This window comes from Anaerophilus nitritigenes (assembly GCF_004138215.1).
Taxonomy (GTDB): Bacteria; Bacillota; Clostridia; order Peptostreptococcales; family Thermotaleaceae; genus Anaerophilus; species Anaerophilus nitritogenes.
In genome coordinates this window covers 95,215-120,655 of record NZ_RYYS01000009.1, presented here as the reverse complement: position 1 = coordinate 120,655, position 25,441 = coordinate 95,215, and the positions used below count along the sequence as shown (strand labels likewise).

At 29.7% G+C, this 25,441-nt stretch carries 24 protein-coding genes; 6 read left to right on the top strand and 18 right to left on the bottom strand.

What is annotated here, in order from left to right:
* Positions 1–64: 64 nt before the first annotated feature.
* The 9 genes from EK368_RS01020 to EK368_RS00980 all read right to left on the bottom strand — a co-directional run bounded on the left by EK368_RS01020 (position 65) and on the right by EK368_RS00980 (position 8,455).
* Positions 65–190: a cyclic lactone autoinducer peptide gene (locus EK368_RS01020; RefSeq protein WP_129595869.1), complete on the bottom strand. Its 126-nt coding sequence runs from the start codon at positions 188–190 to the stop codon at positions 65–67.
* Between the two features lie 105 nt (positions 191–295).
* Entirely contained in the window at positions 296–919 is a 624-nt protein-coding gene (locus tag EK368_RS01015; protein WP_165000272.1) for an accessory gene regulator ArgB-like protein, read from the bottom strand.
* 213 nt (positions 920–1,132) lie between these two features.
* Positions 1,133–1,690: a GNAT family N-acetyltransferase gene (locus EK368_RS01010; protein ID WP_129595867.1), complete on the bottom strand. Its 558-nt coding sequence runs from the start codon at positions 1,688–1,690 to the stop codon at positions 1,133–1,135.
* Positions 1,691–1,836: 146 nt separating this feature from the next.
* Positions 1,837–2,910: an ABC transporter substrate-binding protein gene (locus EK368_RS01005; RefSeq protein WP_423243529.1), complete on the bottom strand. Its 1,074-nt coding sequence runs from the start codon at positions 2,908–2,910 to the stop codon at positions 1,837–1,839.
* Positions 2,903–3,676, bottom strand: a complete 774-nt coding sequence (locus tag EK368_RS01000) for an ABC transporter permease (RefSeq protein WP_129595865.1) — start codon at positions 3,674–3,676, stop codon at positions 2,903–2,905. Before EK368_RS01000 ends, EK368_RS01005 begins: the two co-directional genes overlap by 8 nt.
* Entirely contained in the window at positions 3,670–4,506 is an 837-nt protein-coding gene (locus EK368_RS00995; RefSeq protein WP_129595864.1) for an ABC transporter permease, read from the bottom strand. Before EK368_RS00995 ends, EK368_RS01000 begins: the two co-directional genes overlap by 7 nt.
* Before the next feature lie 2 nt (positions 4,507–4,508).
* On the bottom strand, positions 4,509–5,552 hold the full coding sequence (gene potA / locus EK368_RS00990) for a spermidine/putrescine ABC transporter ATP-binding protein (protein WP_129595863.1): 1,044 nt from the start codon (positions 5,550–5,552) through the stop codon (positions 4,509–4,511).
* A 220-nt stretch (positions 5,553–5,772) separates the two neighbouring features.
* Positions 5,773–6,513, bottom strand: a complete 741-nt coding sequence (gene truA / locus EK368_RS00985) for a tRNA pseudouridine(38-40) synthase TruA (RefSeq protein WP_129595862.1) — start codon at positions 6,511–6,513, stop codon at positions 5,773–5,775.
* Positions 6,514–6,730: 217 nt separating this feature from the next.
* Positions 6,731–8,455, bottom strand: a complete 1,725-nt coding sequence (locus EK368_RS00980) for a GLUG motif-containing protein (RefSeq protein WP_129595861.1) — start codon at positions 8,453–8,455, stop codon at positions 6,731–6,733.
* Between the two features lie 331 nt (positions 8,456–8,786).
* Here EK368_RS00980 and EK368_RS00975 point away from each other — a divergent pair, with 331 nt between their 5' ends.
* Genes EK368_RS00975 through aroF form a run of 6 tightly spaced genes read left to right on the top strand, consistent with a single transcriptional unit; the run spans position 8,787 to position 12,289 of the window.
* Positions 8,787–9,266, top strand: a complete 480-nt coding sequence (locus EK368_RS00975; RefSeq protein WP_129595860.1) for an HD domain-containing protein — start codon at positions 8,787–8,789, stop codon at positions 9,264–9,266.
* A gap of 23 nt (positions 9,267–9,289) precedes the next feature.
* The gene (gene folE, locus EK368_RS00970) at positions 9,290–9,850 is read left to right on the top strand and encodes a GTP cyclohydrolase I FolE (protein ID WP_129595859.1); all 561 of its coding nucleotides are present in this window, start codon (positions 9,290–9,292) and stop codon (positions 9,848–9,850) included.
* A 12-nt stretch (positions 9,851–9,862) separates the two neighbouring features.
* Complete coding sequence (gene folP / locus EK368_RS00965) at positions 9,863–10,690, top strand: dihydropteroate synthase (RefSeq protein ID WP_129595858.1); 828 nt, start codon at positions 9,863–9,865, stop codon at positions 10,688–10,690.
* Entirely contained in the window at positions 10,683–11,048 is a 366-nt protein-coding gene (gene folB / locus EK368_RS00960; RefSeq protein ID WP_129595857.1) for a dihydroneopterin aldolase, read from the top strand. The genes folP and folB overlap by 8 nt, the downstream gene beginning before the upstream one ends.
* On the top strand, positions 11,041–11,520 hold the full coding sequence (gene folK, locus EK368_RS00955; protein WP_129595856.1) for a 2-amino-4-hydroxy-6-hydroxymethyldihydropteridine diphosphokinase: 480 nt from the start codon (positions 11,041–11,043) through the stop codon (positions 11,518–11,520). The genes folB and folK overlap by 8 nt, the downstream gene beginning before the upstream one ends.
* On the top strand, positions 11,513–12,289 hold the full coding sequence (gene aroF / locus EK368_RS00950) for a 3-deoxy-7-phosphoheptulonate synthase (protein WP_129595855.1): 777 nt from the start codon (positions 11,513–11,515) through the stop codon (positions 12,287–12,289). The genes folK and aroF overlap by 8 nt, the downstream gene beginning before the upstream one ends.
* 37 nt (positions 12,290–12,326) lie before the next feature.
* Here the strand turns inward: aroF and EK368_RS00945 are convergent, their stop codons facing one another.
* The 9 genes from EK368_RS00945 to EK368_RS00905 all read right to left on the bottom strand — a co-directional run bounded on the left by EK368_RS00945 (position 12,327) and on the right by EK368_RS00905 (position 25,426).
* Positions 12,327–13,880 carry an AbgT family transporter gene (locus EK368_RS00945; protein ID WP_129595854.1) on the bottom strand — a complete coding sequence of 518 codons (1,554 nt, stop codon included), beginning with the start codon at positions 13,878–13,880 and terminating at the stop codon, positions 12,327–12,329.
* 21 nt (positions 13,881–13,901) lie between these two features.
* Positions 13,902–15,092 (bottom strand): M20 metallopeptidase family protein, encoded by a 1,191-nt coding sequence (locus EK368_RS00940; protein ID WP_202976400.1) that lies wholly within the window; start codon positions 15,090–15,092, stop codon positions 13,902–13,904.
* Between the two features lie 178 nt (positions 15,093–15,270).
* Positions 15,271–15,807 (bottom strand): DUF2284 domain-containing protein, encoded by a 537-nt coding sequence (locus EK368_RS00935; RefSeq protein WP_165000271.1) that lies wholly within the window; start codon positions 15,805–15,807, stop codon positions 15,271–15,273.
* Positions 15,808–15,870: 63 nt separating this feature from the next.
* Positions 15,871–17,889, bottom strand: coding sequence for a methyl-accepting chemotaxis protein (locus tag EK368_RS00930; RefSeq protein ID WP_129595852.1), 2,019 nt, complete (start codon positions 17,887–17,889; stop codon positions 15,871–15,873).
* Positions 17,890–18,022: 133 nt separating this feature from the next.
* Positions 18,023–18,607: a DUF4230 domain-containing protein gene (locus EK368_RS00925; protein WP_129595851.1), complete on the bottom strand. Its 585-nt coding sequence runs from the start codon at positions 18,605–18,607 to the stop codon at positions 18,023–18,025.
* 244 nt (positions 18,608–18,851) lie between these two features.
* Entirely contained in the window at positions 18,852–20,861 is a 2,010-nt protein-coding gene (locus EK368_RS00920) for a methyl-accepting chemotaxis protein (RefSeq protein ID WP_129595850.1), read from the bottom strand.
* Positions 20,862–21,092: 231 nt separating this feature from the next.
* Positions 21,093–21,902: an HAD family hydrolase gene (locus EK368_RS00915; RefSeq protein WP_129595849.1), complete on the bottom strand. Its 810-nt coding sequence runs from the start codon at positions 21,900–21,902 to the stop codon at positions 21,093–21,095.
* On the bottom strand, positions 21,886–24,381 hold the full coding sequence (locus EK368_RS15310; protein ID WP_129595848.1) for a phosphoribosyltransferase domain-containing protein: 2,496 nt from the start codon (positions 24,379–24,381) through the stop codon (positions 21,886–21,888). Before EK368_RS15310 ends, EK368_RS00915 begins: the two co-directional genes overlap by 17 nt.
* A complete protein-coding gene (locus tag EK368_RS00905) occupies positions 24,335–25,426 on the bottom strand; it encodes an HpcH/HpaI aldolase/citrate lyase family protein (RefSeq protein WP_129595847.1) in 1,092 nt (363 codons plus the stop codon). Before EK368_RS00905 ends, EK368_RS15310 begins: the two co-directional genes overlap by 47 nt.
* Positions 25,427–25,441 lie beyond the last annotated feature (15 nt).

Below are 25,441 nucleotides of genomic sequence, written 5' to 3'. Positions count from 1 at the left end.
TTTTCACCTTCTGTCTAAAAGCTAAATTTGGTAGCAAAGCCAAAATGCTTTGCTACCTAGCCTACTACATTTCTTTTAATTGCTCTGGCAATTCTGGCTGATAGCTAACAGTAGAACAAGCTGATACAGCACTTGTAAATGCTAGAAATGTAAATACAGCAATAGAAATTTTTAATAATTTTGCCTTCATGAGGCATCCCCCTTTGTATTATGTATTTTATCTAATGGCTTACAATTTTTCTACATAAAAATTGTAGCCTTCATAGATAGCATAAATTAGAATTGTCTTTGCTTCTTAATGAAATCTTAACTTCTCTATTAAGTAATCTCCTCCAGCCCAAATCTTATACCCCAGTTGTGTAATAGAAAAGCATTGAGTAAATACTCCAAAAGCTGTTGCAATCATAAAAACATGTAGTCTTTGAAAAATAACAAAATACATTCCAACTCCCATATACCATAAAACAATATAAATAAAAGATTTTCTTTTTAACTTGTATTTTTTTTCTGTTGATGTAATAGGTTTTTGAGGTGTATCTGCAGGAGCATATTTCCCTATAGCCCATATTCCAAATAAAAATACGATTGAACATATAGAAAATACTACTTTTCCTGTTAGAGGAAGTTCTTGTGCAATCCATCCTAATCCATTTGTAACAACTGTTCCAAATAAAGCACAATTGAACATACTCTCACAATGAGCTCCTCCAGAAGCAGATCTAAGTATAGACACAATCACCATCATCATAAATACATTCCCCAAAATTCCCAAAATATATCCTACTATTAAAGTCATAGCATAAGACATCATTCCACTTATAAAAATGTACAATCCATATCTTAAAATAGCATCTTGATCTTTATCAATCTCTACGTTATGTTGATAAAAAGACAAAATTTTCTCTATATAATTTCCCATTTTTAATTCCCCTTTTTCCCCTAAATAGGACATAACTCCCATTTTTTTCTCTACCCATATTTACATTCGCCAAAGTTTTGGATATTCCTCTAATAAATTATAAACTTTTTCCAATTTTTTTAAAATCTATTAAAAATATAAGAGTATATGATAAATTTATATCATATACTCTTATATTTCAATTTTTTCCTTATATAATCCATTAATAATATTTTATACGACTTTTTCTAAATTTATAGATATATCCTCCAAATCCAGCTCCATAATATATCTATCATGACCTTTTCCATATTCATCTTTACTAAAAGATTCTATTTTAAATCCCATTTTATCTTTATATAACTTAATAGCTGCTGTATTCTCTATATCTACTGTAAGAGAAATTTTAACAAACCCTTGGCATCTCAACTCTTTACAAAGTATTTTAAGGAATGAATATCCTAGACCTTTTCCTTGAAAAACTGGTGAAATAGCATAATCAAATAAATAACATTGATCAACCTTCTCCCAGTCTCGCATAAAAATAGCAATTCCAACAATTTCTTTTTTGTTTTCTTCTTTTAATACATAAACATTTCCATGTCTAATCTGAGGAACTAATCCCCATTCATCCATTCCTAATTCGCCAAATATATTTAGTCCAAAATTAACCATGTTTTTTAAAAGACCTACATTAAAATCCTGGACTAAGTATACTTTGAGATTACTTACTTTTCCATTCATTTTTCTCATAGATCGTTTAGATAAACTCCTTATTTCCTTTAAATACAAAAAACCACTCCTTTTATAATTTTTTACTTGTAAAATATTATATCATATTTCGTTATTAATTTCAAATATTCTGATAATAGCTAGTTTTTATTCATATAAAAAAGAATGAAACATTTGCTTCATTCTTTTTTATATCTAGACAATTTTTAATGAGATTTTATTTCTGTCCAAATACGATCATATTCTGTAGTAAAATCTGCCAAATCTATAAATACTTCTCCTTTTTCAAATATATTTCCTTTTGGATAAGCAAGTTCATTTTCCACTTCTTCCTTTGGGAGATACTCTAGAGCTTTCACATTAGCAGTTGCATATTTTACATATCCCGCACATTTTGCAGCTACCTCTGGCCTCATCATATAATCAATAAAAAGTTCAGCCTCTTTTTTATGCTTACTAGTTACTGGAACAGCCATAGTATCAAACCAAAGATTTGTTCCTTCTTTTGGAATGGTATAAGCAAGATCTTTATTCTCATCAATTAAAAGCATAGCATCTCCTGACCAAGTAAGAGCCATAGCTCCTTCTCCTGCAATCATCATACTCTTATAATTGTCTACTTCATAAGCTTTTACAAGAGGTTTTTGTTTGATTAGTTCTTCTTTTGCTTTTTCTAACTCATCTATATTTTTTGTATTTAAAGAGTATCCTAATTTTTTTAATGTAATCCCTACTGTATCTCTTACACTATCTAGCATAAAAATATTTCCTTTGTATTTCTCATTCCAAAGTATGTCCCAACTATCTACCTTTTCATCTACCTTTTTAGTGTTATAAATAATTCCCATACTTCCCCAGAAATATGGGACAGAGTATTTATTTTGAGGATCATAAGGAAGATTTTTAAATTGTTCTCCTATATTTTTGAAATTAGAAAGATTTTTATAATCTAGTTCTTGAAGTAAGTCTTCCTTAATCATCGTTTCAATCATATATTCTGAAGGGAAAATAACATCATAGTCATTACCTCCCTGTTGAATCTTTGCAAGCATTTCTTCATTATTCGCAAAAGTATCATAATTTACTTTTATACCATATTCTTCTTCAAACTCTTCTAATACAACAGGATCAATATAATCTCCCCAATTGTATACATTTAGCGTATCATAATAGCCTTTCTCGTTTACCTTTCCTTGCCCACACCCACTAAATAAAACCATAGCCATGCAAAGTACAAGGATTACTGCAATTTTTTTCAATCCAACCACCCTTTCATTCATTTAGATTTTTTTCTCTTTTTTGTAGTAAAATCAAAAGTACTAAGACTCCTAAAAACAACACAGTAGACAAAGCGTTAATTTTAGGACTTACACCTACTTTTGTCATAGAATAAACCCTTATAGATAAAGTATTTACTCCAGATCCTGTAGTAAAGAAGCTTACCATAAAATCATCTAATGATAATGTAAAAGCAAGAAGTGCTCCAGTAATCACCCCTGGCATAATCTCAGGTAATATAACCTTAAAAAAGGCATACATAGGAGTTGCTCCAAGATCTAATGCTGCTTCTTCAAGGTATGGATTAAGTTGTTTTAACTTGGGCAGTACTGCTAAAATTACATATGGTATATTAAAAGTAATATGTGCAAGGAGCAATGTTACAAATCCTAATCTCATATTTAATGATACAAACAATGCCAAAAGAGAAATACCAATTACAATATCAGGATTCATTACAGGAATATAAGTAACATTCATAAATACAACTTTCCATTTTGATGACATTTTATGTATAGCAATTGCACTAATCGTTCCTACAATCGTTGATATAATAGCTGCCAAAAGAGCAATCATAAAAGTATTATATAAAGCTTCCATAATAGCTCTATCTTTTAAAAGTTCTTCATACCACCTTAGTGTAAATCCATTCCATTTTCCTCTATATTTAGAATCATTAAAAGAATAAAGAATTAAGAAAAATATGGGAAGATACAAAAACAAATATACCAATGTAGCATATCCTCTTTTAAATAATTTTCTTACCATAGTCCTCCTCCCTCCTCATCTTGATATTTACTACTTATACGTATAGCAATTAATATCAGTACCATCATAATCATAGAAATAGCAGAACCGAACTGCCAATTTCTTGCTACTAAAAATTGATTTTGAATCAAGTTTCCTAAAAGTACAGTTTGACCTCCTCCAAGTAAATCAGAAATTACAAATGTACTTACAGCAGGCATAAACACCATAATAAGTCCTGATACTACCCCTGGCATGCTAAGAGGAAATATCACTTTTCTAAATACTTCTCCCGAGGTCGCTCCTAAATCTTGAGCAGCTTCTACTAAACTATTATCCATTTTAGATAATACAGAATAAATAGGAAGTACCATAAATGGAAGAAAATTATATACCATACCCATTACTACTGCTCCTGGATTATACAAAAGTTGTAATGGTTCTTTGATGATCCCAAGGTATATTAAAAACTGATTAATCGCTCCTTGATCCCTTAAAAGAACCATCCACGCATAAGTTCTAAGCAAAAAATTTGTCCATAATGGAACTACAAATAACATAATCAATACATTTCTTTTTTTTATACTCGTTTTTGAAATAATCATAGCCATAGGATAACCAATCACCAAACAAGCCGTAGTACTAATAGCTGCCAAAAGAATAGACCTCCATAAAACATTTAAATAAATAGGTTCTAAAAACTGTTTATAATTATCTAAAGTAAATTCATAAATAATCTTTCCATAAGGAGATCTCTTACAAAAGCTATATATAGTAATAATGATAATTGGGATGATACTAAAAATCAAAGACCATAATGCATAAGGTATAGAAAGCCATTTTTTATTCATTTCTACCCCACCTTTTTCATAATATGTATGGCATCTGGTTCAATAAAAAGTCCTACTCGTTCTCCCTTTTTTGCCATATCTGTACTATGAACCATCCATACAAACCCATTGTCATCCTTTATTTCCATTTCATAATGAACTCCTTTAAATACAACTGATCTTACATTTCCTTTTAACATTCCCTCTTCTTCTTTTACAATATCTATGTCTTCAGGTCTTACTAATACTTCAATGAGTTCATTTTCCTCAAATCCCTTATCCACACATGTAAATAATTGTTCTTCAATTTTCACCTCAAAATCTTTGACCATAATCCCATCTACAATATTTCCCTCTCCAATAAAATCAGCAACAAATCGATTTACAGGCTCATTATAAATATCTTCTGGATTACCTATTTGTTGAATTTCTCCTTCACTCATAACAATCACTCGATCTGACATGGTAAGGGCTTCTTCTTGATCATGAGTAACATATATAAAAGTAATACCTACCCTTTGTTGTATCTTTTTTAATTCTATTTGCATTTCTTTTCTTAATTTTAAATCTAATGCTCCTAAAGGTTCATCTAACAAAAGAACTCTAGGTTCATTTACTAATGCTCTTGCAATCGCAATTCTTTGCTGTTGCCCTCCACTTAATGAATTTATTTTCCTTTTTTCAAACCCTACTAAATTTACAAGCTTTAACATTTCCTTTACTTTTTCTTCAATTAAAAATTCTTCCATCTTTTTTATTTTTAATCCAAAAGCTATATTTTCAAAGACATTTATATGTGGAAAAAGAGCATATCTCTGAAAAACTGTATTGATTTGCCTCTTAAAGGGAGGTACCTCATTAATTCTTTCTCCTTCAAAATACAAATCTCCTTTTGTAGACTGCTCAAATCCTCCTATAATTCTTAGTGTTGTAGTTTTTCCACAACCACTCGGTCCTAAAAGGGTTATAAATTCTTTAGGCTTTATGCTCAAATCTATATGCCCTAATACTTCCTTGTCTCCAAAACTCTTTGTAATACCTCTTAATTCAATGATATAATCTTGCATACTCATAACCCTCCCTTTTCTTTTATAATTACTTATTTGTACGCTTTTTATAAAAAATAAATATTTAGTATTTCTAACCTTAAAGTTTATTAGGACTAAAACTATTTCATTATATTTTTTTTGATAGGATTTGTCAATAATTATCCTCATATATATTCTCTATAACTTCATTAATTTTACCTATACACAAAAAAAGATTTGTAGTTTTTTCTACAAATCCTTAATCATAGTATACCTCGTATAAGAAAAGTCCTTGAGCTGGTGCAGTTACTCCTGCTTCTTCTCTAGATTTTAAGTTTAATATTTCTTCAATAGAATGAATATCTCTTTTTCCTTGTCCAACTTCTATCAAAGTTCCTACTATAATTCGAACCATATTATATAAAAATCCATTTCCATAAAATACTATGTTTATTTCTGGTCCTATTTTCTCTATGTCTATTTCATAAATTTCTCTTACCGTTTTCTTCTTTTTAGACTTAGACGAACAAAAAGATTTAAAATCATGTTCCCCAATAAAATATTTACTAGCTTTTTTCATACGATCTATATAAAGAGGTTCTTTTATATAGTAAGTATATTTCCTATGAAAAGCTGTTGGCGTATGTCCATTCCATATTCTATAAAGATATTTTTTCCCTTTCGCATTGTATCTTGCATGAAACCTTTCATCTACTTCTTCTATTCTTTTGATTACAATGTCTTGTGGAAGATATTCATTACAATAATCTTTGATTTCATATATGTTCATATCTGTACTTGTTTTAAAATTTGCGATTTGAGATATAGCATGAACTCCTGCATCTGTTCTTCCTGATCCTATAATTTCTATATTTTCTTTTGTCATTTTAGAAAGTACTTCTTCTATTTTTCCTTGGATGGTATTTTGATTATTCCCTAACTTTTGCCATCCATTATATCTACTTCCATCATATTCTATTTCTAATTTGATATTTTTCATGTAACAATCCACTACCCTTCTTTATTCGTTTCTTTTCTTATGTATATTCTAACATATATTTATCCAAAATTTTATAAAGTATACAATTTCACAAAGAGTAAAAAAGCTTATTTTAAAAACAAATAAAATCACCCTCTAGCAGATTATTGCAAGATTGTGATTTTATTTGTTTCTAACTTGTCTCAAAAGCAAAACCTTTACACTAGTAAATTAATTTTTAATGGATAACAGCACCTTTATCTACTTTCCCTGCGATCCATCCCAAAGTTGATTGGTCTTTACTTGATATGTATCCATAATTTTTATTTTCAATAATATTAGCGTTTTTTTGTGCAAACCCTACAATACCTCCTACATTTAGATCACCTTTTACAGATCCATAAAACTCACAGTTGTATATCTTTTGAGTAGGTATTGTAGCAGGAACATTTTCCCCTTCTTTGTAATAAACAATAGTTCTAGCAACAATTCCCCCGATATTTTCATGTCCACTAATTGTACCTATTGCATAAGAATTTTGAACTGAACCATTATTAAATAAAGTTCCTGCAATACCAGCTGCGTCATGATCATCTCCAATTAATGTTATATTTCCAGTTGTGTAGCAATTGTCAATATTTCCATAGCATCGCCCAACTAAGCCTCCTATATGACCTTTACCTGTTACATTGCTACTCGAAGAACTATTCTTAATAATGCATCCATCCCCTAAAAATCCAACTAACCCTGCAATACCTTCATCACCTGATACTGATCCAAAACTTCTGCACCCTATGATCTTACTACTTGCATCTACTTTACCTATTAAACCTCCACCATGACTTCCTACAGCTACTGAGTCTATGGGTTTCACATCTTCAATCAAAGTTATATTGCCTAAAGCATAACAATTTTCAACTATTGAATTTTCTTTTATATATCCTATCAATCCACCTACTAAAGAAACTCCTTGTACTTCTACATCAGCATATGAGTTGATAATAGATGGACTTGGTTTTGGATTAGGAGGTACTATTCCTTCAGGATAATAGTTAAGCGTTCTACCTACAAGACCTCCCACATTAGTAAATCCTTTTACTTTTCCTAATGCATAGCAATCACTTATTTTTCCTCCATTAAACAACGTTCCTACCAAACCTGCTGCATCATGATCATCCCCAACAGCTATAACAATTGCATTGGCAAAAGAATGATCAATTTTCCCATACACTCTACCAGCAAACCCTCCAATATGACCTACACCAGTAATTTTACTATTTGTATTACTATTGCTAACAATAGTATCTTTAGAAATAAAACCAATTATTCCACCTAATCCTTCTTCTCCTTTTATCTCACAACGTGAAGAGCTATTATGAATACGAACAGATTTTTCTGTTTTTCCAACAATACCTGCTATAGAATCCTTCCCTACTATTAAATTAGAATCTATCAAATGTACATTCTCAATATCTACATTATCATATGCAAAACCAACAATAGCAGCCACATTATTCGCTCCATTTATTTTACTCCCAGAAATATTGAGATTTTTAATAATTGCCTTTTTTTGATGATCTCCAGATACAACTCCAAAAAAACCAATATAATCTTTATTTCCTTGATTGATCACCAAATTAGATATACTATGACCATTTCCATCAAAAAAACCTGTAAAAGCTTTTGCCGTATCTATTCCATCTTTTGTTTTTTCGTAAGTTCCAATAGGTTCAAAATCTTTTGTTAGTATAATATCTGATGTTAAAATAAAATTCTTATCTAAATGATCATGAATTTTATTCAATTGTGCTTCCGTTTTAATTTCATAAGGTTTTTCTTTAGAACCATCCCCAGATGCAAAATCAGAAGCTGCCCATGTATTCATTCCCATAAATGAAATTAATAGCATAGAAAAAGATAACAGTAGAAACATTTTTTTATTAAATATGTTTTTTACTTGCAATATAAACTCCTCCTTATTAAAATGTGATTTTATCGTTTTCTATAAAATACAACAAGTTATAATTTATTGAAAACGATAATCATTTTCAATAAATTATAACTTGTCTATAAGCCTAATTAAATAGGTCTTAGGTCCTATTTAATTTTATTTTTTATTGCAAATCATTTCTGCTTTCCCTAGTATAAAATTATTGTACAAAAAATACTAAATGAAATAGAATCTACTATTATTTCAGAGACATTAAAAAAACACTATATATTCTTTTACATAAGTTGATAGAATATAGAAGAATATATATAATAGATGTAAATAGAAAGGATTGAATACTTTCATGAATCGAATCAATAAAATACTTACAAATTCAGAATATATAAGCTATCTTAAACAAAATGAAGAAGCAGAAAAAAAACGTGTATTTTGTCATCATGATTTATCTCATGCTTTGGATGTAGCTAGAATTGCATATATACTAAACTTAGAAAAAAAACTTTCTATTCCCAAGGAAATTATTTATGCAGCAGCACTGCTTCACGATATAGGAAGATGGAAAGAATATAAAGATAAAACAGATCATGCTATAGTCAGTGCACAACTATCAGAAAATATATTGATTCAAACAGATTTTAATCAAAAGGAATCTAAACAAATTATTCATGCCATATTTGCTCATAGGCAAAAAGACTTACAAAAGACTTTACTAGATGAAATCATCTATGAAAGTGATAAATCTTCTCGTAACTGCTTTACTTGTAAAGCCATACAAAATTGCAAAAATTTTATAAATCAAGAAAAGCCTATTTTAACTTATTAATTCTTTAGAAAAGAGGGATTTATATGGACAAGCCAAGAATAGAAAAAGCTGTACGTGAAATTTTATTAGCTATTGGAGAAAATCCTGATAGAGAAGGTCTAAAAGATACACCTAAAAGAATTGCTAAGATGTATGAAGAAATATTTTCAGGTCTTCATGACGATCCAAAAAAACACTTGGAAATATTTTTTCAAGAAGAAAAACATGATGAATTGGTTTTGGTAAAAGATATTCCTTTTTACTCTATGTGTGAACATCATTTTGTACCTTTCTTTGGAAAAGCTCATGTAGGTTATCTTCCTAGAGACGGAAAGCTTACAGGCCTTAGTAAATTGGCAAGAGTTGTAGATACCGTGGCAAAACAACCTCAACTGCAAGAGAGACTTACTGCTTCTATTGCAGATGCTTTAGTACAAAATTTAAACCCCTATGGAGTCATTGTAGTAGTAGAAGCTGAACATATGTGTATGACTATGAGAGGAATTAAAAAACCCGGATCTAAAACAGTTACATCTGCTGTAAGAGGTCTTTTTCAAAAAGATGTTAAAGCCAGATCAGAAGCTCTTTCATTAATCAAATGGTAAGGGGGAATAATAATGGGTATCAGATGTAGAGATTATAATTTTCCATTAGGAAAAAAAACATATATCATGGGTATTCTCAATGTAACTCCTGATTCTTTTTCAGATGGAGGAGACTATATAAATGTAGAAGATGCTATAGATCATGCAAAGGAAATGGTTTTAAATCAAGCAGATTTTATTGACATCGGTGGAGAATCTACAAGACCTGGACATACAAAAGTAAGTAGTGAAGAAGAATTAAAAAGAGTACTTCCTATAGTCAAAAAACTTGTCAAAGAAGTAAATGCTCCCATTTCTGTAGATACCTATAAAGCTAGTGTAGCAGAGGAAGTACTAAAAGTAGGCGCTCATATGATCAATGATATATGGGGGCTTCAAAAAGATCCTAATATGGCTAAAATAGTTGCAAAATATAATGTGCCTATTGTTATTATGCACAATCAAGACACAACTGAATATAAAAAAGATATCATAGAAGAAATTTGCTCTTTTTTTGAAAAATCTATTCATATAGGAACGCAAGCTGGTATTAAAGAAGAAAATATCATCTTAGATCCAGGAATTGGTTTTGGGAAAACATCAGAGCAAAATATACATGTCATTTCAAGACTAGATGAAATAAAAAATATGGGCTATCCTATTTTATTAGGAACCTCTAGAAAATCCATGATCGGGAAAATTCTTGATCTTCCTCCAAAAGAGAGGGTGGAAGGAACCATTGCTACATCCGTTATAGGAATAATGAAGGGTGTCGATATACTACGAGTTCATGATATCGTTGAAAATATAAGAGCTGTAAAAGTAGCTGATGCCATTATAAAGGGTGATTATCATGGATAAAATAATCATGAAAAACCTTAGCTTTTATGGCTATCACGGTGCATTGCCTGAGGAAAATAAATTAGGTCAAAAATTCTTTATAGATATAGAGCTTTGTGCAGATTTAAAAAAAGCAGGTCAAACAGACTCTGTAAAAGATACTATTCATTACGGAGAAGTTTATATATTAGTAAAAGAAATCGTGGAAAATAAAAGATTTTCTTTAATAGAAGCTTTAGCTGAAAATATTACAAAAGAAATTTTTACTTCTTTTCCATTAGTACAAAAGATCCATACTATCATTAAAAAACCTCAAGCTCCTGTAGAAGGAATATTTGATTATATGGGAGTTGAAATAAGGAGAAAAAGAAATGAATAAGGCCTATTTAAGTTTAGGAAGTAATTTGGGAAATAAAAAAGAAAATATAGAAAATGCTTTAAAATATTTAGAAAGTGAATCTGTACACATCGTTTCTGTATCTTCTTATTACGAAACAGAACCTGTAGGATATACAGATCAAGACTGGTTTTTAAATATGGCTATCCAAATTGAAACCTCCTTAAACCCTTATGAACTTCTTTTATATTGTCAAGAAATTGAACAAAAATTAAAAAGAAAGAGAATCATAAGATGGGGTCCTAGAACGATAGATATAGATATTTTACTTTATGAAAATATCTATATGAATGATGAAAAATTAACTATTCCTCATCCTAGGATGATTGAAAGAGCTTTTGTTATGATTCCTTTATTAGAAATCAATAAAGATTTAATGATTGATCAAAAGCCTATCAAAGATATTGTAAAAAATATGAAAAAAGAAGAGATTAGGAAGGTTTGTTATGAATAATGCACGTATATTAACAGGAAAAGAGATTATTGTCTCTATAAAAAATATAAAAATAGGAGCAAATCATCCTCCTGTTTGGATCGCAGGTCCTTGTTCTGTAGAATCAAAAGAACAAATATTTGAATCTGCAACCACTCTAAAAAAAATTGGAGTAGACATTTTAAGAGGTGGAGTATTTAAACCAAGAACAAGCCCTTATGACTTTCAAGGTCTTGAAGTTGAGGGACTAAAGCTTTTAAAAGAAGCTGGAGATAAAGTAGATCTTCCTATTGTTACAGAAATTATGGAAGAAAAATATCTAGATATTGCTTTAGAATATGTAGATATGATTCAGATTGGATCTAGAAATATGTATAACTACCCTCTTTTAAAAACATTAGGGACAGTAAATAAACCTATTCTTTTAAAAAGAGGAATGAGTGCTACCCTCAAAGAATGGATTATGGCCGCTGAATATATTGCATCTAATGGAAATAATCAAATTATCCTTTGTGAAAGAGGTATAAGAACCTTTGAAACCTATACAAGAAACACATTAGATTTATCTTGTATTCCTATCATGAAAGAAGAAACAGGTCTTCCTATTATCGTGGATCCAAGTCATGGAACAGGTATCAAAAAACTTATTGCTCCTATGACAAAAGCTTCTATTGCAGCAGGAGCCAATGGTATTATGGTAGAAGTTCATCCAAATCCTGATAAAGCTTTAAGCGATGGACCTCAATCTTTGACTTTCGAAGAATACAAAAACATATTTAATAGTATTTAAAAAACAGCTCAAAAGATTTAAATCTTTTGAGCTGTTTTTATTGAAGTAAATAATAAATTCCTGAATTTGGTCCTAGTGGTATATTTATAATCATAAATACAATTAATAAAATCGTCCACAAAACTCCAAAAGCTATAGAATAAGGAATCATATTGGCAATGACTGTACCCATTCCTGCATTTTTATCATATTTATTAATAAATGCAAGAAGAATTGGAAAATACGGAAATAACGGACTAATAGTATTTGTAATAGAATCTCCTATACGATAAGCCATTTGAGTCAAAGCTGGATCGTATCCTAACAGTAAAAACATAGGTACAAATACAGGTGCCATTATTGCCCACTTTGCTGAAGCACTTCCTACGAATATATTGATCAAACAAGAGATAAAAACAAATCCAATGATGAGTCCATATCCTGTCATTCCTGCATTTTTTAAAAATTCTGCTCCTTTAATAGAAAGGACAATTCCTACATTACTCCATTTAAAATATGCTAAAAACTGTGATGCTACAAATGCCAAAACAATATAAGGACCCATATCACTCATAGCTGATCCCATCATAGCTGTTGCATCTTTATCTGTCTTAATAGTGCCTATAATCTTTCCATATATAAGCCCTGGAATTAAAAATACAAGTGTTACAATAGGTATAATTCCTTGCATCAAGGTAGATTCATAAGCTAGTATAGACCCTGACTTTGGATCTTGCATAAATGCATCTTTTCCAATACAAAGTCCTATAATCATCAAAATCAAAATAAGTACAGACCAACCTGCATACTTTAATCCTTTTTTCTCAATTTCACTTAAACTTTTTGTATGCTCTTCTAAATCTTTTCCTTCATATTTTGGAAATCGTGGTTCTACTATTTTTTCTGTTACCCATACACCAACCCCTACAAGGAAAATAGTAGATACAGCAATAAAATAAAGATTCATGGCAGGAGTTCCTTGATAAGTTGGATCAATCATTTGAGCTGCAGGAATTGTAAAACTTGCTGCCAACACATCTGCCATATTAATCATAAGATTGGCTGCAAATCCTCCTGATACTCCTGCATAAGCTGCAAATAATCCTACTAAAGGGTGTCTTCCTGTTCCTAAGAATATAATAGCAGCCAATGGAGGAAGAACAATAAATCCAGCATCTCCCACTGCATTAGCTAAAATTCCTACTAATATAATCATAGCTGTCATAAAATTTTTAGGAACCTTGGTAACAGAATTTTCTAAAACAGCCTTGATAAGTCCTGACTTTTCAGCTACTCCTGCTCCAATCATAACTACTAATACCAATCCTAAAGGAGGAAATGATTGAAAGTTTCCTACAATACGTCCAACAATTTGTCTTAGTCCATCTTTTGTTATTAAGTTTACTATTTGAATGGATTCTTTAGTAGATGGGTGTACTACAGATACCCCTATCTTTGCTCCTATATATGAAGTTAGCAAAATAACTCCACAGAATATTACAAACAATGTAATAGGATCAGGTAATCTATTTCCTGCTGTTTCAATAAAAGATAAAGATTTTTCAAATATTTTTTCAAATATCTTTTTCTTTTTTACTTGTTCTACTTTCATTTGATCATTCCTTTCTTTTTGTCATCCCTTCCATTGATTCAAAAAATCTATACTAATCTGTGATAAAATTTGAGAAGATATCAGTAAATGTTCATCATCCCAGCTAAATTTAGGGTGATGCATTTGTATCAGATTTTGTTCATCAGGTGCAATCCCTACAAAAAAGAAAGCTGAAGGTACAGATTGAGCAAAATAAGCAAAATCTTCTCCTCCCATATTCGGTTCTTTTGCAATTAGAATATTTTTTTGTCCTATTATTTTTTGAGCAGAATCTTTTACTAAATGTGTCATTTCATCATTATTGATTAAAGGTGGAAAATGCTTTGTCAGCTTAAATTCATAAGATGCGCCACATCCTAAACAAATTCCTTTTAAAATTTCTTTCATAGTCTTTGGAATCCATTCCCTAATCTTTTCATCAAAAGTTCTTATAGTGCCACCTACCTCTACTTCATTAGGTATGACATTATGTCCTTCTCCTCCATGAATAGTACAAAAGGAAACTACAGCAGGTTTTACTGGATCTACTCTTCTACTAATAATAGATTGCATATTATTAATGGCTTGTACTGCAGTCATAATAGGGTCTATACACATATGAGGACTAGCTGCATGTCCACCTTTCCCAATGATCTTAAATACAAATTTATCTGGAGCTGCCATCATAGGTCCATATTTGACCATAATATGATTCTTTGGAACAAATCCCATCAAGTGACATGCAAAAGCTGCATCTACTTTTGGATTTTCCAAAATCCCTTCTTCAATCATAGGTTTTGCTCCTCCATCATCTTCCTCTGCTGGCTGAAAAACCAATTTTACATTTCCATGGAGCTGATCTTTTAATTCATTTAAAATCATAGCTACTCCTAAAAGTCCTGCAGTATGACCATCATGTCCACAAGCATGCATTTTTCCCTTTACTTTTGACTTATAAGAAACATCTGCTTCTTCCTCAATAGGTAAAGCATCCATATCTGCTCTTAGTAAAACGGTCTTTCCAGGATATTTACCTTCTATGAGTCCTACTACTCCTGTTTTTGCTATATTGGTTTTTACTTGTATTCCTAGTTTCCTTAGTTCTTCTGCTACAACCCTTGATGTTTCATATTCTTCAAAAGCTAACTCTGGATGCATATGAAACTGATGCCTTAATTCTTTCATTCTTTCAAAATATTTTTGTGATAACTCTTTGATTCCATCTGTCAACATTTCTTCATTCCCCTTTTCACTTTTTTAATTTAACGTACTAAAGCAATCAGATAAAAAATAAATTCCATCTAGGATAACTTTCATAAATATGTTTCTCCTCATGGAATATAATTATATATTATACAATGATTTCAGTTTATTTTCAATATTTCTTCTTTTATTTATTATAAAAAGTTTTTTATATAAGAAGCATGCCTACCCACACGACTTCATTTTTTTTAAATTCAATAGATATCCCTACTTTTTTACAAGTATCTATTACAGATATTCCTACTGCTTCTAAAGATGGTCTTGCCCTTTTAGGATCGTTACAAATATCTTTTCCCAGTCTTGCATTACATACCTTGCATAATTTGCAATTTCCTCCAATCAAGGCATAAGCTTTATCATAGCCTAACTCTTTTGCTTTATTTTCTATATCTAAAAGGATATGATGAAGCTTACTAGCAGATACATAAAAATCTTCCATGACAGAAGGTTCTTTTATACAATCTTGAATCGTTATTAAAAAGCCTCTTTTATATTCTTTTAACTTTTTTGAAAAATCTTCTATTTCTCCTACATAAGGAGGACACATAAAATTTTTTCCATATTGTCCACATTTATTTCGAATACATGCATCTCTTACCTTTTGAGCAATAATTACATCATCTATGTTTATTTCTTTTAATTCATAAATAGGGTGAGACTTTATATATGTTTTTAAATCATTCATTCTACTCATCTATCCTTTCATTAAAAATAAGAGCCTGTATTATACAGCCTCTTATTTATTATACTAAATTTTAAACTTTTTAACCAATTCTTGAAGTTCCATAGAAAGCTCTGACAAACTCTCACTAGCTGATGCAATTTCCTCCATAGATGCTGTTTGTTCCTCAGCTGCAGCAGATACATTTTGAATTTGACTTGATACTTCTTTACTTGTTTCTTCTATTTGAGTAGTAGAATAAACAATGTCTTGGCTACCTTCTGCTACTTGACGAATAGACTCTGACATAGTATCAATTTGATCATTTACTTGATCTATCAAATACGAAATTTCACCAAAAGTTTTTTCTGTTCCTTGTACTGCCTCTATTCCTTTATCTACTTCTATAAGTCCTTCATTCATCTTTTGATCTGCATAAATAATATTATCTCCATTTTCTTTAATCAAATCATTAATGTCCTCAGTAGCTCTTTGAGTTTCTTCTGCAAGCTTTCTTACTTCTTCTGCAACTACTGCAAATCCTTTACCTGCATCTCCTGCACGTGCAGCTTCTATGGCTGCATTTAAAGCTAAAAGATTTGTTTGTTGAGAAATATCTTGAATCAAATTAATAATATTATCAATTTTTTTAGAACTATTTGTAATTTGAGCCAAAGCATTTTGAACTTCATTCGTACTCTTTCCAATATGATTCATTTGAAGAATCACTCCACTAATTTCTTGCTTCCCTATGTTAGACTTTTCATATACAGTACTACTTAATTGATTAACTTCTTGAGAAGTTGCGGATATTTCCTCAATACTTGCAGATATTTGCTGCATAGCAGAAGTAGCATTGAGTACTTCATTGAGCTGTTTGCCTGTATGCGATGCTACTTCCGTAGAAGCGGTAGCTACATGTTCAGAGGCTAGTGCTGATTGTTCTGATGTAGCCTTTAACTCCTCTGACGAACTGGCTACTTGCTCTGAAGAATTTTGTATATGTTCAATAAATTCTCTTAAATTATGAGTCACCAATTGAAAAGAATTTGCCAATATTCCAATCTCATCTTTTCTTTTTGTATATTTTTCATCTACATCTTCTCTAACATCCAAATCAGCTATTTTTTCTGCATAATATTTGATTCCTACAATAGGTTTTGAAATTGTTTTTCCAATGAAATATGCTACGCCAATTCCTATCAATAACATAAAGAGTGTAACCAATACTACCTTTCTTTTAAGGGAAGGTAGCATAGAAAGTAATTCATTTTGATCTGCTGTAAGAATTACAATCCAATTTGTATTTTTTATATGAGAAAATCCAAGATATAGCTCTTTCCCTCTAAATGAATATTCTCCAAACCCATTTTCTTGGTTTTGCATATTTTGAGCATGCGTTCCTATACCTTCCCATCCTTTATCTTTTTTAGCTTCTTCTATAATATTTTTTGCCTCTATTACTAAACTAGGATCTCTATGTGCAATAACCGTTGTGTCTTTATTAATCATATACGCATATCCTGTTTGTCCGAAAGCAATTTTATTTGTAACATTATTTAAAAAATTTCCATCTCCTACAGCAATTAATGCACCTGTCATAACTCCATTATAATAAAGGGGTACAGAATATACCATGACTAAAGCTCCATTGTCATCTGGATTGACACTTATGGTAGGCTCCATAACTCCTCTTTTTCCCTGTAGTGCTGTATTGTAATAGTCTCTACTAGATATATTTACTACTTGTCCATTGATTCCATATGTATCTGTCAAATAAAGATTTCCTTCTAGATCTGCTACACCCATCCTCAAATATTCTTCTTTTTTTGTGGCTTCATTTAAGATATTGATTTTATCTTCTATTGCATTTTGTGGATTAGAAATTCTATCACGGCTTGCAACTCCTTCTAAAAATTCAAATTGTCTGTCTACTTGAGCATAAATAAGTTCTCCTGCTTCCTTTGCACTTTGAGGTAGAGTCTTTTGTAATTCATAGATCACTGCATTAGCTACTTCATACTGAGCAAACCACCCCATTCCACTACAGACTACTAACAATAATACTGAAAAATAAATAATCAGTTTATTTCCTATGCTCTTCAATAAAAATCCCCCTTTTTCATTTTTAAAATTTCATTATTTTTATAAAAATACCCATTATATGTTAAATTAAATAATTTCCTCCTTTCTATATAAAAATCTCTTCTATGTTTACAAAAGAAGAGATTTTATATAATTATCTAAAACGAATGTTTACTTTTTCAAAACCCATATTATTTAAATTGGTTTCTATTAATTTTTTTGTATACTCATTGGATTCTTTTAAGAATCCTTTTTCAATCACTTCTTTTTCTACTTTTGTCTTTTCTTTTGTTAATACTTTCATTACATCATCAATCTTTAGTGGGTTCAAAAGACGGGAATCCTCGTCATAAACTGTAACTTCGTCTTCATTGATCACATGATCTAATATTCTTGCTTGATCTATAGTTACATCTATTTTTTCATTTGAACTAATTTTTATATCTACTGACTTTAAATCTACTCCTGCCTTTATATATCCTGTATACACAATCAAAAATGATTTCTTTGTAAAAGGCACCTCTATACCATTAAATTTCCTTACATTTTCATAAGATACTACATTTTTGTAATTATACTTTGCCGTAGCAAGTTCAGACATTTGAGATATAGTTTGTTCTACAATCTCTGCACTTATATTTTCTTTTTCACTTTTTAAATCTCCATATTGTAATAACCCTAATCCAATGACTATCCCTATCAAAATAAAAATAATTATATCTTTTTTAAATTTTTTCATATTTTCCCCCTTATTGATCCTTTCCTAAGCCCTAGATACAAACATATTATTATTTAAAGCTACACCTTATTCATGTCCATTTCAAACTTTTATTTTGTATTTTTTGATATTTTTCTACAATTATCGTCTTTTTCCTTTATTATACGGAAATATGAACGACTAATCAATAGGAAGAATTTTTTGTGAAATGAAATATATGTAAAACCCCCTCAAGGAATATTTTGTTATTCGTTGAGGGGGTTTATTAAATCTTAAACTTTTCTATTTCTTCATTTAAACTTATGGATAATTCATCTAACTCATCTGAAGCTACTGAAATTTCTTTCATAGCCATAGCTTGTTGCTCGATTGCTGCACTTACTTCTTCTGATGATGAAGCTGTCTCTTGTGAAATAGAAGAAATATTTTCTATAGATCTTACAATCTCATCTTTTTGTCCATCTAACTTTTCTACTACCATTTTAATATTTTCAACATCCCTTGTCACTTCTTGTATGGACTTATCTATTCTTGTAAAAGATTCATTGACTTTGTTTACTCCTTCTGTTTGGGTTAATGTAGTTTCTTTTACTTCTTTCATAGTATTTACAGTATATTGACTTTCTGCTTCAATGTTCATAATAATATCTTTAATACCATTAGAAGAATTTTTAGATTCCTCTGCAAGCTTCCTTATTTCTTCTGCCACAACTGCAAAGCCTCTTCCTGATTCTCCAGCTCTTGCAGCTTCTATAGAAGCATTGAGGGCTAATAAATTTGTTTGCTCTGATATAGCATCTATAGTATCTAAAATTTTTCCAATCGTTTTAATTCTTGTATCTAAATCCATAATAGCCCTTTCTATTTCATTTATTTCTCTTTGAGTAGTATTCGTCTTTTCCTGCAACTCCACTACGGCCTCTATTCCATCTTGCCCTCTAAGAATAGCTTCTTCAGAAGATCTGTCAATAGATTCCATATGATCCATTAATTTTTTGAAAACTTCTGCTAAATCCATAGTAAGATGAGCTGCTTTTTCTGCCTCTAATGCTTGTTCTGATGCTCCTTGTGCAATAGTTTCTGATGCAGATGAAACTTGTTCTAAAGAAGCACTTGTAATTTCAGAAGTAGCTACTAAATTTTGAGAAGAAGAGGTTACATCTATAGACACGTCTTGAATCTTCTTTGTCAAATTCTTTAATTGATCTACCATATCATTAAAATTTTTAGCAAGTGTTCCTATTTCATCTTTTCTATTGCTTTGTACATAAATATTTAAATCTCCATCTCTCACTTTTTGCATACCCTCTACTAACATTTTTATTGCTTTTGTCATATGGTTTGAAAACAAATAGGCAATAAAAATTGCACAAAGTAATGATATACTTCCAATCCATAAAATATGATGCAAAATCACATACGTCTTATCTTTAATTTCATCTATATACATTCCTCCAAGGATTGTCCAATTCAACTCTTCTAATTTTGTATATACAGCAAATTTTTCATATTCTTCTTGGTTTTCTTTCCATGAATAAGTAACTATTCCTGTTTTATTCTTTTTTATTTCATCTATTACTTTTTGAACTGGAAAATTCTTTCCTATCCAATCTTTATTTTTATGACCAATTACTTTGTATTCATCATTTACTATAAAAGCATATCCTCTATTTCCTATTTTTACATGTTTCATCATGTTATTTATCGTTTCCATAGACACATCTGCCCCTAATACTCCTAAAACTTGATTATTTTCATCATAAATAGGAGTAGCTAAAGAAACTACATATTCATGTGTATGTAAATCTTCATAAGGTTGTGTCCAAATCATTCCTTTCTTTTCTATAGCATCTTTATACCAATTTCTTTGAGTAAGATCATTATTATTTTCTCTAGAAGAAACAGGATAATCATAAATTGTTTTGTCTGTTTTTACAAAATACAAATTCAAAATATTAGGATTGCTTTCTTTTAATTTTTTAAAATGATAAATTATTTCATTAGAAGTATATTCTGAGTATTTAATTTCTTGAAAAATAGAATCTGTACTCATAAATCTAAGGATTTGATCTACTCCTTTTAATTCATTTCTAATAGAAATTTCTAGCTGCTCAATATATGCTAAGGAAGACCTCTGTAATTCTTCTCCTGTTACTTCTACTGATTTTTTATAAGTATTTCGTCCTAATATAATAAGAGGAATAGCAATCAAAATTATAGCAATTATAATCACTTTACTTTGAATACCTATTCTTCTTTTTAAAATTTTATTCATCTTTCATCCTCCACTTCTCATAATATAGTAAATTTTTCTAGTCCTTCTGTATCAATTGTAAATGATAATCATTTCAATTTCAACTCTTTTTTATATGTATCATCAATCTATTTATGAACAATACAAACAGAAAATCAATAAAATAATGTAATATTTTTTAAACCAAAACACAAAAGCGACCTATTGGGTCGCTTTTGTGTTTATATTAAGTATATTTACAATATATTTTATTCAGAAAGAATATAAACTCTTCTCAATTTGACTAATTTCCTCTACTTTTTTTAATATCTCTTCTCCAGCAAAAATTCCTTTTTGTTTCGTAAAATCTATAAAATCTATTTTTTCTTTTATTTGATAGATTTCTCCATGAGGTGGAGAAATAGAGTGATCTGCTATTTTTAACATAGGAATATCCAAAAGAGAATCTCCTGCTGCAATCACGTCCTTATCCCCTTCTCTTTCTTTAATATAAGATAAAGCTTTCCCTTTTGATACACACTTTGGAACAAAATACATTTTTCTTCCCTGAATAGACACCCTAAAACTTCTTTCTTCTAACCATTTTATAAAAGAATCTAATTCTTTAGGGATATAATTCTTGTTAACAATATAATAAATAAACAAATCATCTGCTACTCTTTTTTTTATAACCCATTCTTTTGATTCTATTTCTTTAAATTTTAAAAATACATCTTTAAAAGATACACATTCTTTTTTTATTGTACGCTTAATAAAATCATTCCACTCTTTATCTACTAATCCATCGATTAATATATTGCCTCCATTACTTGTAATAGCATATTTTATATTCATATGATTGAGCAAATGAATTCTTCTGTATTGCTCTATGCTTCTAGTAGTGACAGGAACAAATAATATTTTTTCATGAAGCTTTTTAAGATTTTTCACAGCCTCTTTTGTCATATAAGATAACGGCTCTTCTTTTTTTCTTTCCACGACCTCTATCTTCTCTTTGGAAAGACCTTTAATAAATTTTTCAGAATATATAAGAGTTCTATCTAAATCACTTGCAAAGATCATTTTTATCACCCTTTAAAGTCTTTATAATCCCACAACATTCATATGTCATATGAGGATATACTTCTACTAAAACATTTCTTTCTTTTGCTAAAAGTTCAATATGTTCTAAATTTGGATGTCCTTTTTCTTTAACTAAAATCTTCCATGGAATTCTTCTTAAAAGTACTCTAGTAGTTTCTCCAATTCCTGGTTTAATCAAATTAATATCCTCTATTCCAAAATCCTTTTGAATATTTTTTATATTTTTTAGTCCTTCCCAAGTTGGAACACTTTCTTCTTTTATGTTTATATCTATTTTATGTTCTACATAAATAAATTCTTTTGTAATCTCATCAATAAAAAAATTAGATACATCTTTTTCTTTTAATTCTTTATAATATTTTGCTCCATGAAAATCATCTTCTTCAATCAAATCTTTTGTATGAACTGTTCGACTTACAAGCCCTGAAACAGTAGAGTTTAAACATGCACTTGGAATTAAAAAATCTTCTCTTGTTCCAAATATGGAAGCACAATGCCCAGGATCTGCTAATACCGCTAATGTAGCATCTAAAGATACTCCATATTTATTTTTAAAACTCTCACATGCATCTTTTAATACCTTTGCAATAGCTCCTTTTCCAGTCCATCCATCAATAAATTGTATTTCTTGGTTAGGGTGATTTTTAAGTATATATTTTATAGCATTTTCATCTATTCCTTTTCCTCTAATAATAGAAATACTATAATGAGGCAGATCTACTCCATAATGATGTAGAATATATCTTTTAATCAAAATTCCTATAGGCGTTCCTGCCCTTGCCAATGAAACGAGTATAGTATTTTTTCCTTTTTTGTTTATGATCTTTTGTGCTACAATCCCTACTGCTTTGGCAATTTTTTTAGATGATTTATTTAAAGAAGAATAAAAAAGATTCATATATTCAGAAGATGGCATATACTCTATAGGAAGCATCTCTGAATAATGTATTCCACTTTGTATTGCTTCTTCCCTATCCTTTGTTCCTCTTTCTCTCATAGACAAGCTTATATCTTTTAATAAAAAAATCACATCTTCTTTTTTATAACTTCCCATAGCATCAGGTTTTTTAATATGATAATAATTATCGGCACAAACTACAAAAGAAATATTTAAAATACCTGTATATTTGAGACTTTCTATAAAAGAATCTAATTTTTTTTGTGGTATTTCTCTTTCTATAAAAATAAATAAATCATCATATTCTTCATAGGAAACATTATAAAAATAATTTATAATAGAAGGATCATCAAAGCTTTCAAATGAATATACATTTTTTGCTCCATACTCATCTTGGTCTAATGGATAAATAGGACTTCTAGTCGTAGAATGATACTTTACACCTTCTCCCATATAAGAAGCAATCTTCATGGGAATATACATAAATTCTCCTGTTCCAAGACAAAGAGTACTCTTCCCTATCCTCTTTTTTTGTAAGTCACTACCTATTTTCTTACATAAAGCATCTAGTTTTTTATTGTTTTTTTCATGTATTCCAAATCTTGCCGTTTCTTTTATATAAGGGCAATTATTTATATCTTGTTTACTATTCTCTGAAGATAAAAGAATACTTTCAAATAAATTTTCATTTTCTGAAAGCTTTATTATATTTATATCTAGACTACTCTTTTTTTTATTTTGTAAAAAATCATTTTCATTTTTTACTTCTCCTGATACTTCTATTTCTCCTGATAGTAAAGATACTGTATTGATTTTTATTCCTAATTCTTTTTCAAGATACTTATATTTTTTTATATTTTCTTGATTTCTCCAGTCTAGTATAGATAATACACCATATTGTTTTCTTGGATAAATCTTTTGAATCTCTTTGATCATATTTAATATTGTTTTTCCTGTTGTAATCTCATCATCAATAAAAACAATAGGACAATCTGATGTAAAAAGCCTATCTTCTATAGGATATAACCTATGGGTAGTAGAATGAGAATGTTCTTCTTCAAATTCAATAGACTGATCTACTCCTAAAATTTTTTCTCTCGTAGTATGAATATATTCTATATCTCCCTCAAAACATTCAAACACTCCATGTCCTAAAGCTGTAGCTGTTTCTGCAAATCCAATAAATAACATAGATTCATCTATATTTATTTTATCCTTTTTAAATTTTTCATAAATATTTGGTGCTTCTTCTTGATTTATTATTCCTCTTGCGATTTCTTCTTCATATGACTTATGGATATGATATACTTCTTTTGAATAACAAGTGGCTAATAACATACTTGTTAAAAGAGAAGCCCCAGGTGTAACTGGAATATGCTTTCCTAAGACTTTACTAACAAATAAGAAAGATCTTTTTTTATTTTTTCTTGCAGCCATCAAAAAAAGAGCTTCCATAGGAATATGATATATATTTTTATTTATTTTTACTTTGACAGATATTTCTTGATCCATATTATAAATCTTTTCTATTGCATAAGTGGGTAAAGTTTTTTCCTTCATGATACACCCCATATATTTTCGATTTTTTTAGTATCTTTTTTGCCCAATTTAAGTGAGGCTTGATTTCGTTCATTTTATTTTTATATTCACTCTTCACAACTCCTAGATTTCCATTATGATTTTTTATAATACTCAAAGCATCCATATATTCTTCATGAGTTACTGCATAAAGGGCTTGAACTACTTTTAGCTGATTTGGATGAATAATAGTTTTTCCTACAAATCCATTCTCCTGATCTAATAAAATTTCTTTTATAAATCCATTTACATGATTATCCGAAAAATATTCCCAAACAGGACCTGAAACTACAAAATCATTCTCTTCTCTTATAAAAAAATTAAGAATATCTAAAAGACAATCTCTTATGACTACAATATCATAAATAGAAACTTTAGGACTTCTTCTTATTCCAAAAATGCTTGAAAAATCTGTTCCTCCGACTCTTATATTTAAAACCAAATCTTTATTTTCTCTTAAAATATCTTTGATCTTCAAAAGAGTATCTATTCTTTTTTCTTTGTATATAATTTCTTTTGTTTCTAAAATAGGCATAGCATAAAATTTTTTCCCTAATTCCTTACAAACCTCTTTTAAACTTTCAAAATAACTCCATCCATTTTCTACTGAAAACTTTGGAAATACAAATCCCATAAGATATGAACTATATTCCTTCAACTCATAAGATAATCTTACCATTTGCTCTTTATTTCTTATTCTAAGAAAAATAAAAGGAAAATCTCTTATATCTATTTTCCCATTTTTTACACTTTCATCAATCATTTTAAATTCTTCTATTACTTTTTTTTCTGCTTTTTCTACAGCTAAATCTCCAATAGCATCTTCTAAACAAATCACCATAGATGTAATAGGATGTTTTAAGGATAATAAATCCTTTGCAATATTTTCTTTTACAGCTGGCATGTAAAGAGTTCCTCCAAGAGCATAGGAAAGAAGTTCTTTAGGACTTTCTTTATGAAAATCTTCAGGAAGTTTATAAAAAATAGACTTTTCTTCTTCATTAGTCAAATAACTAAAATATCTCATACTTCATCTCCTCTA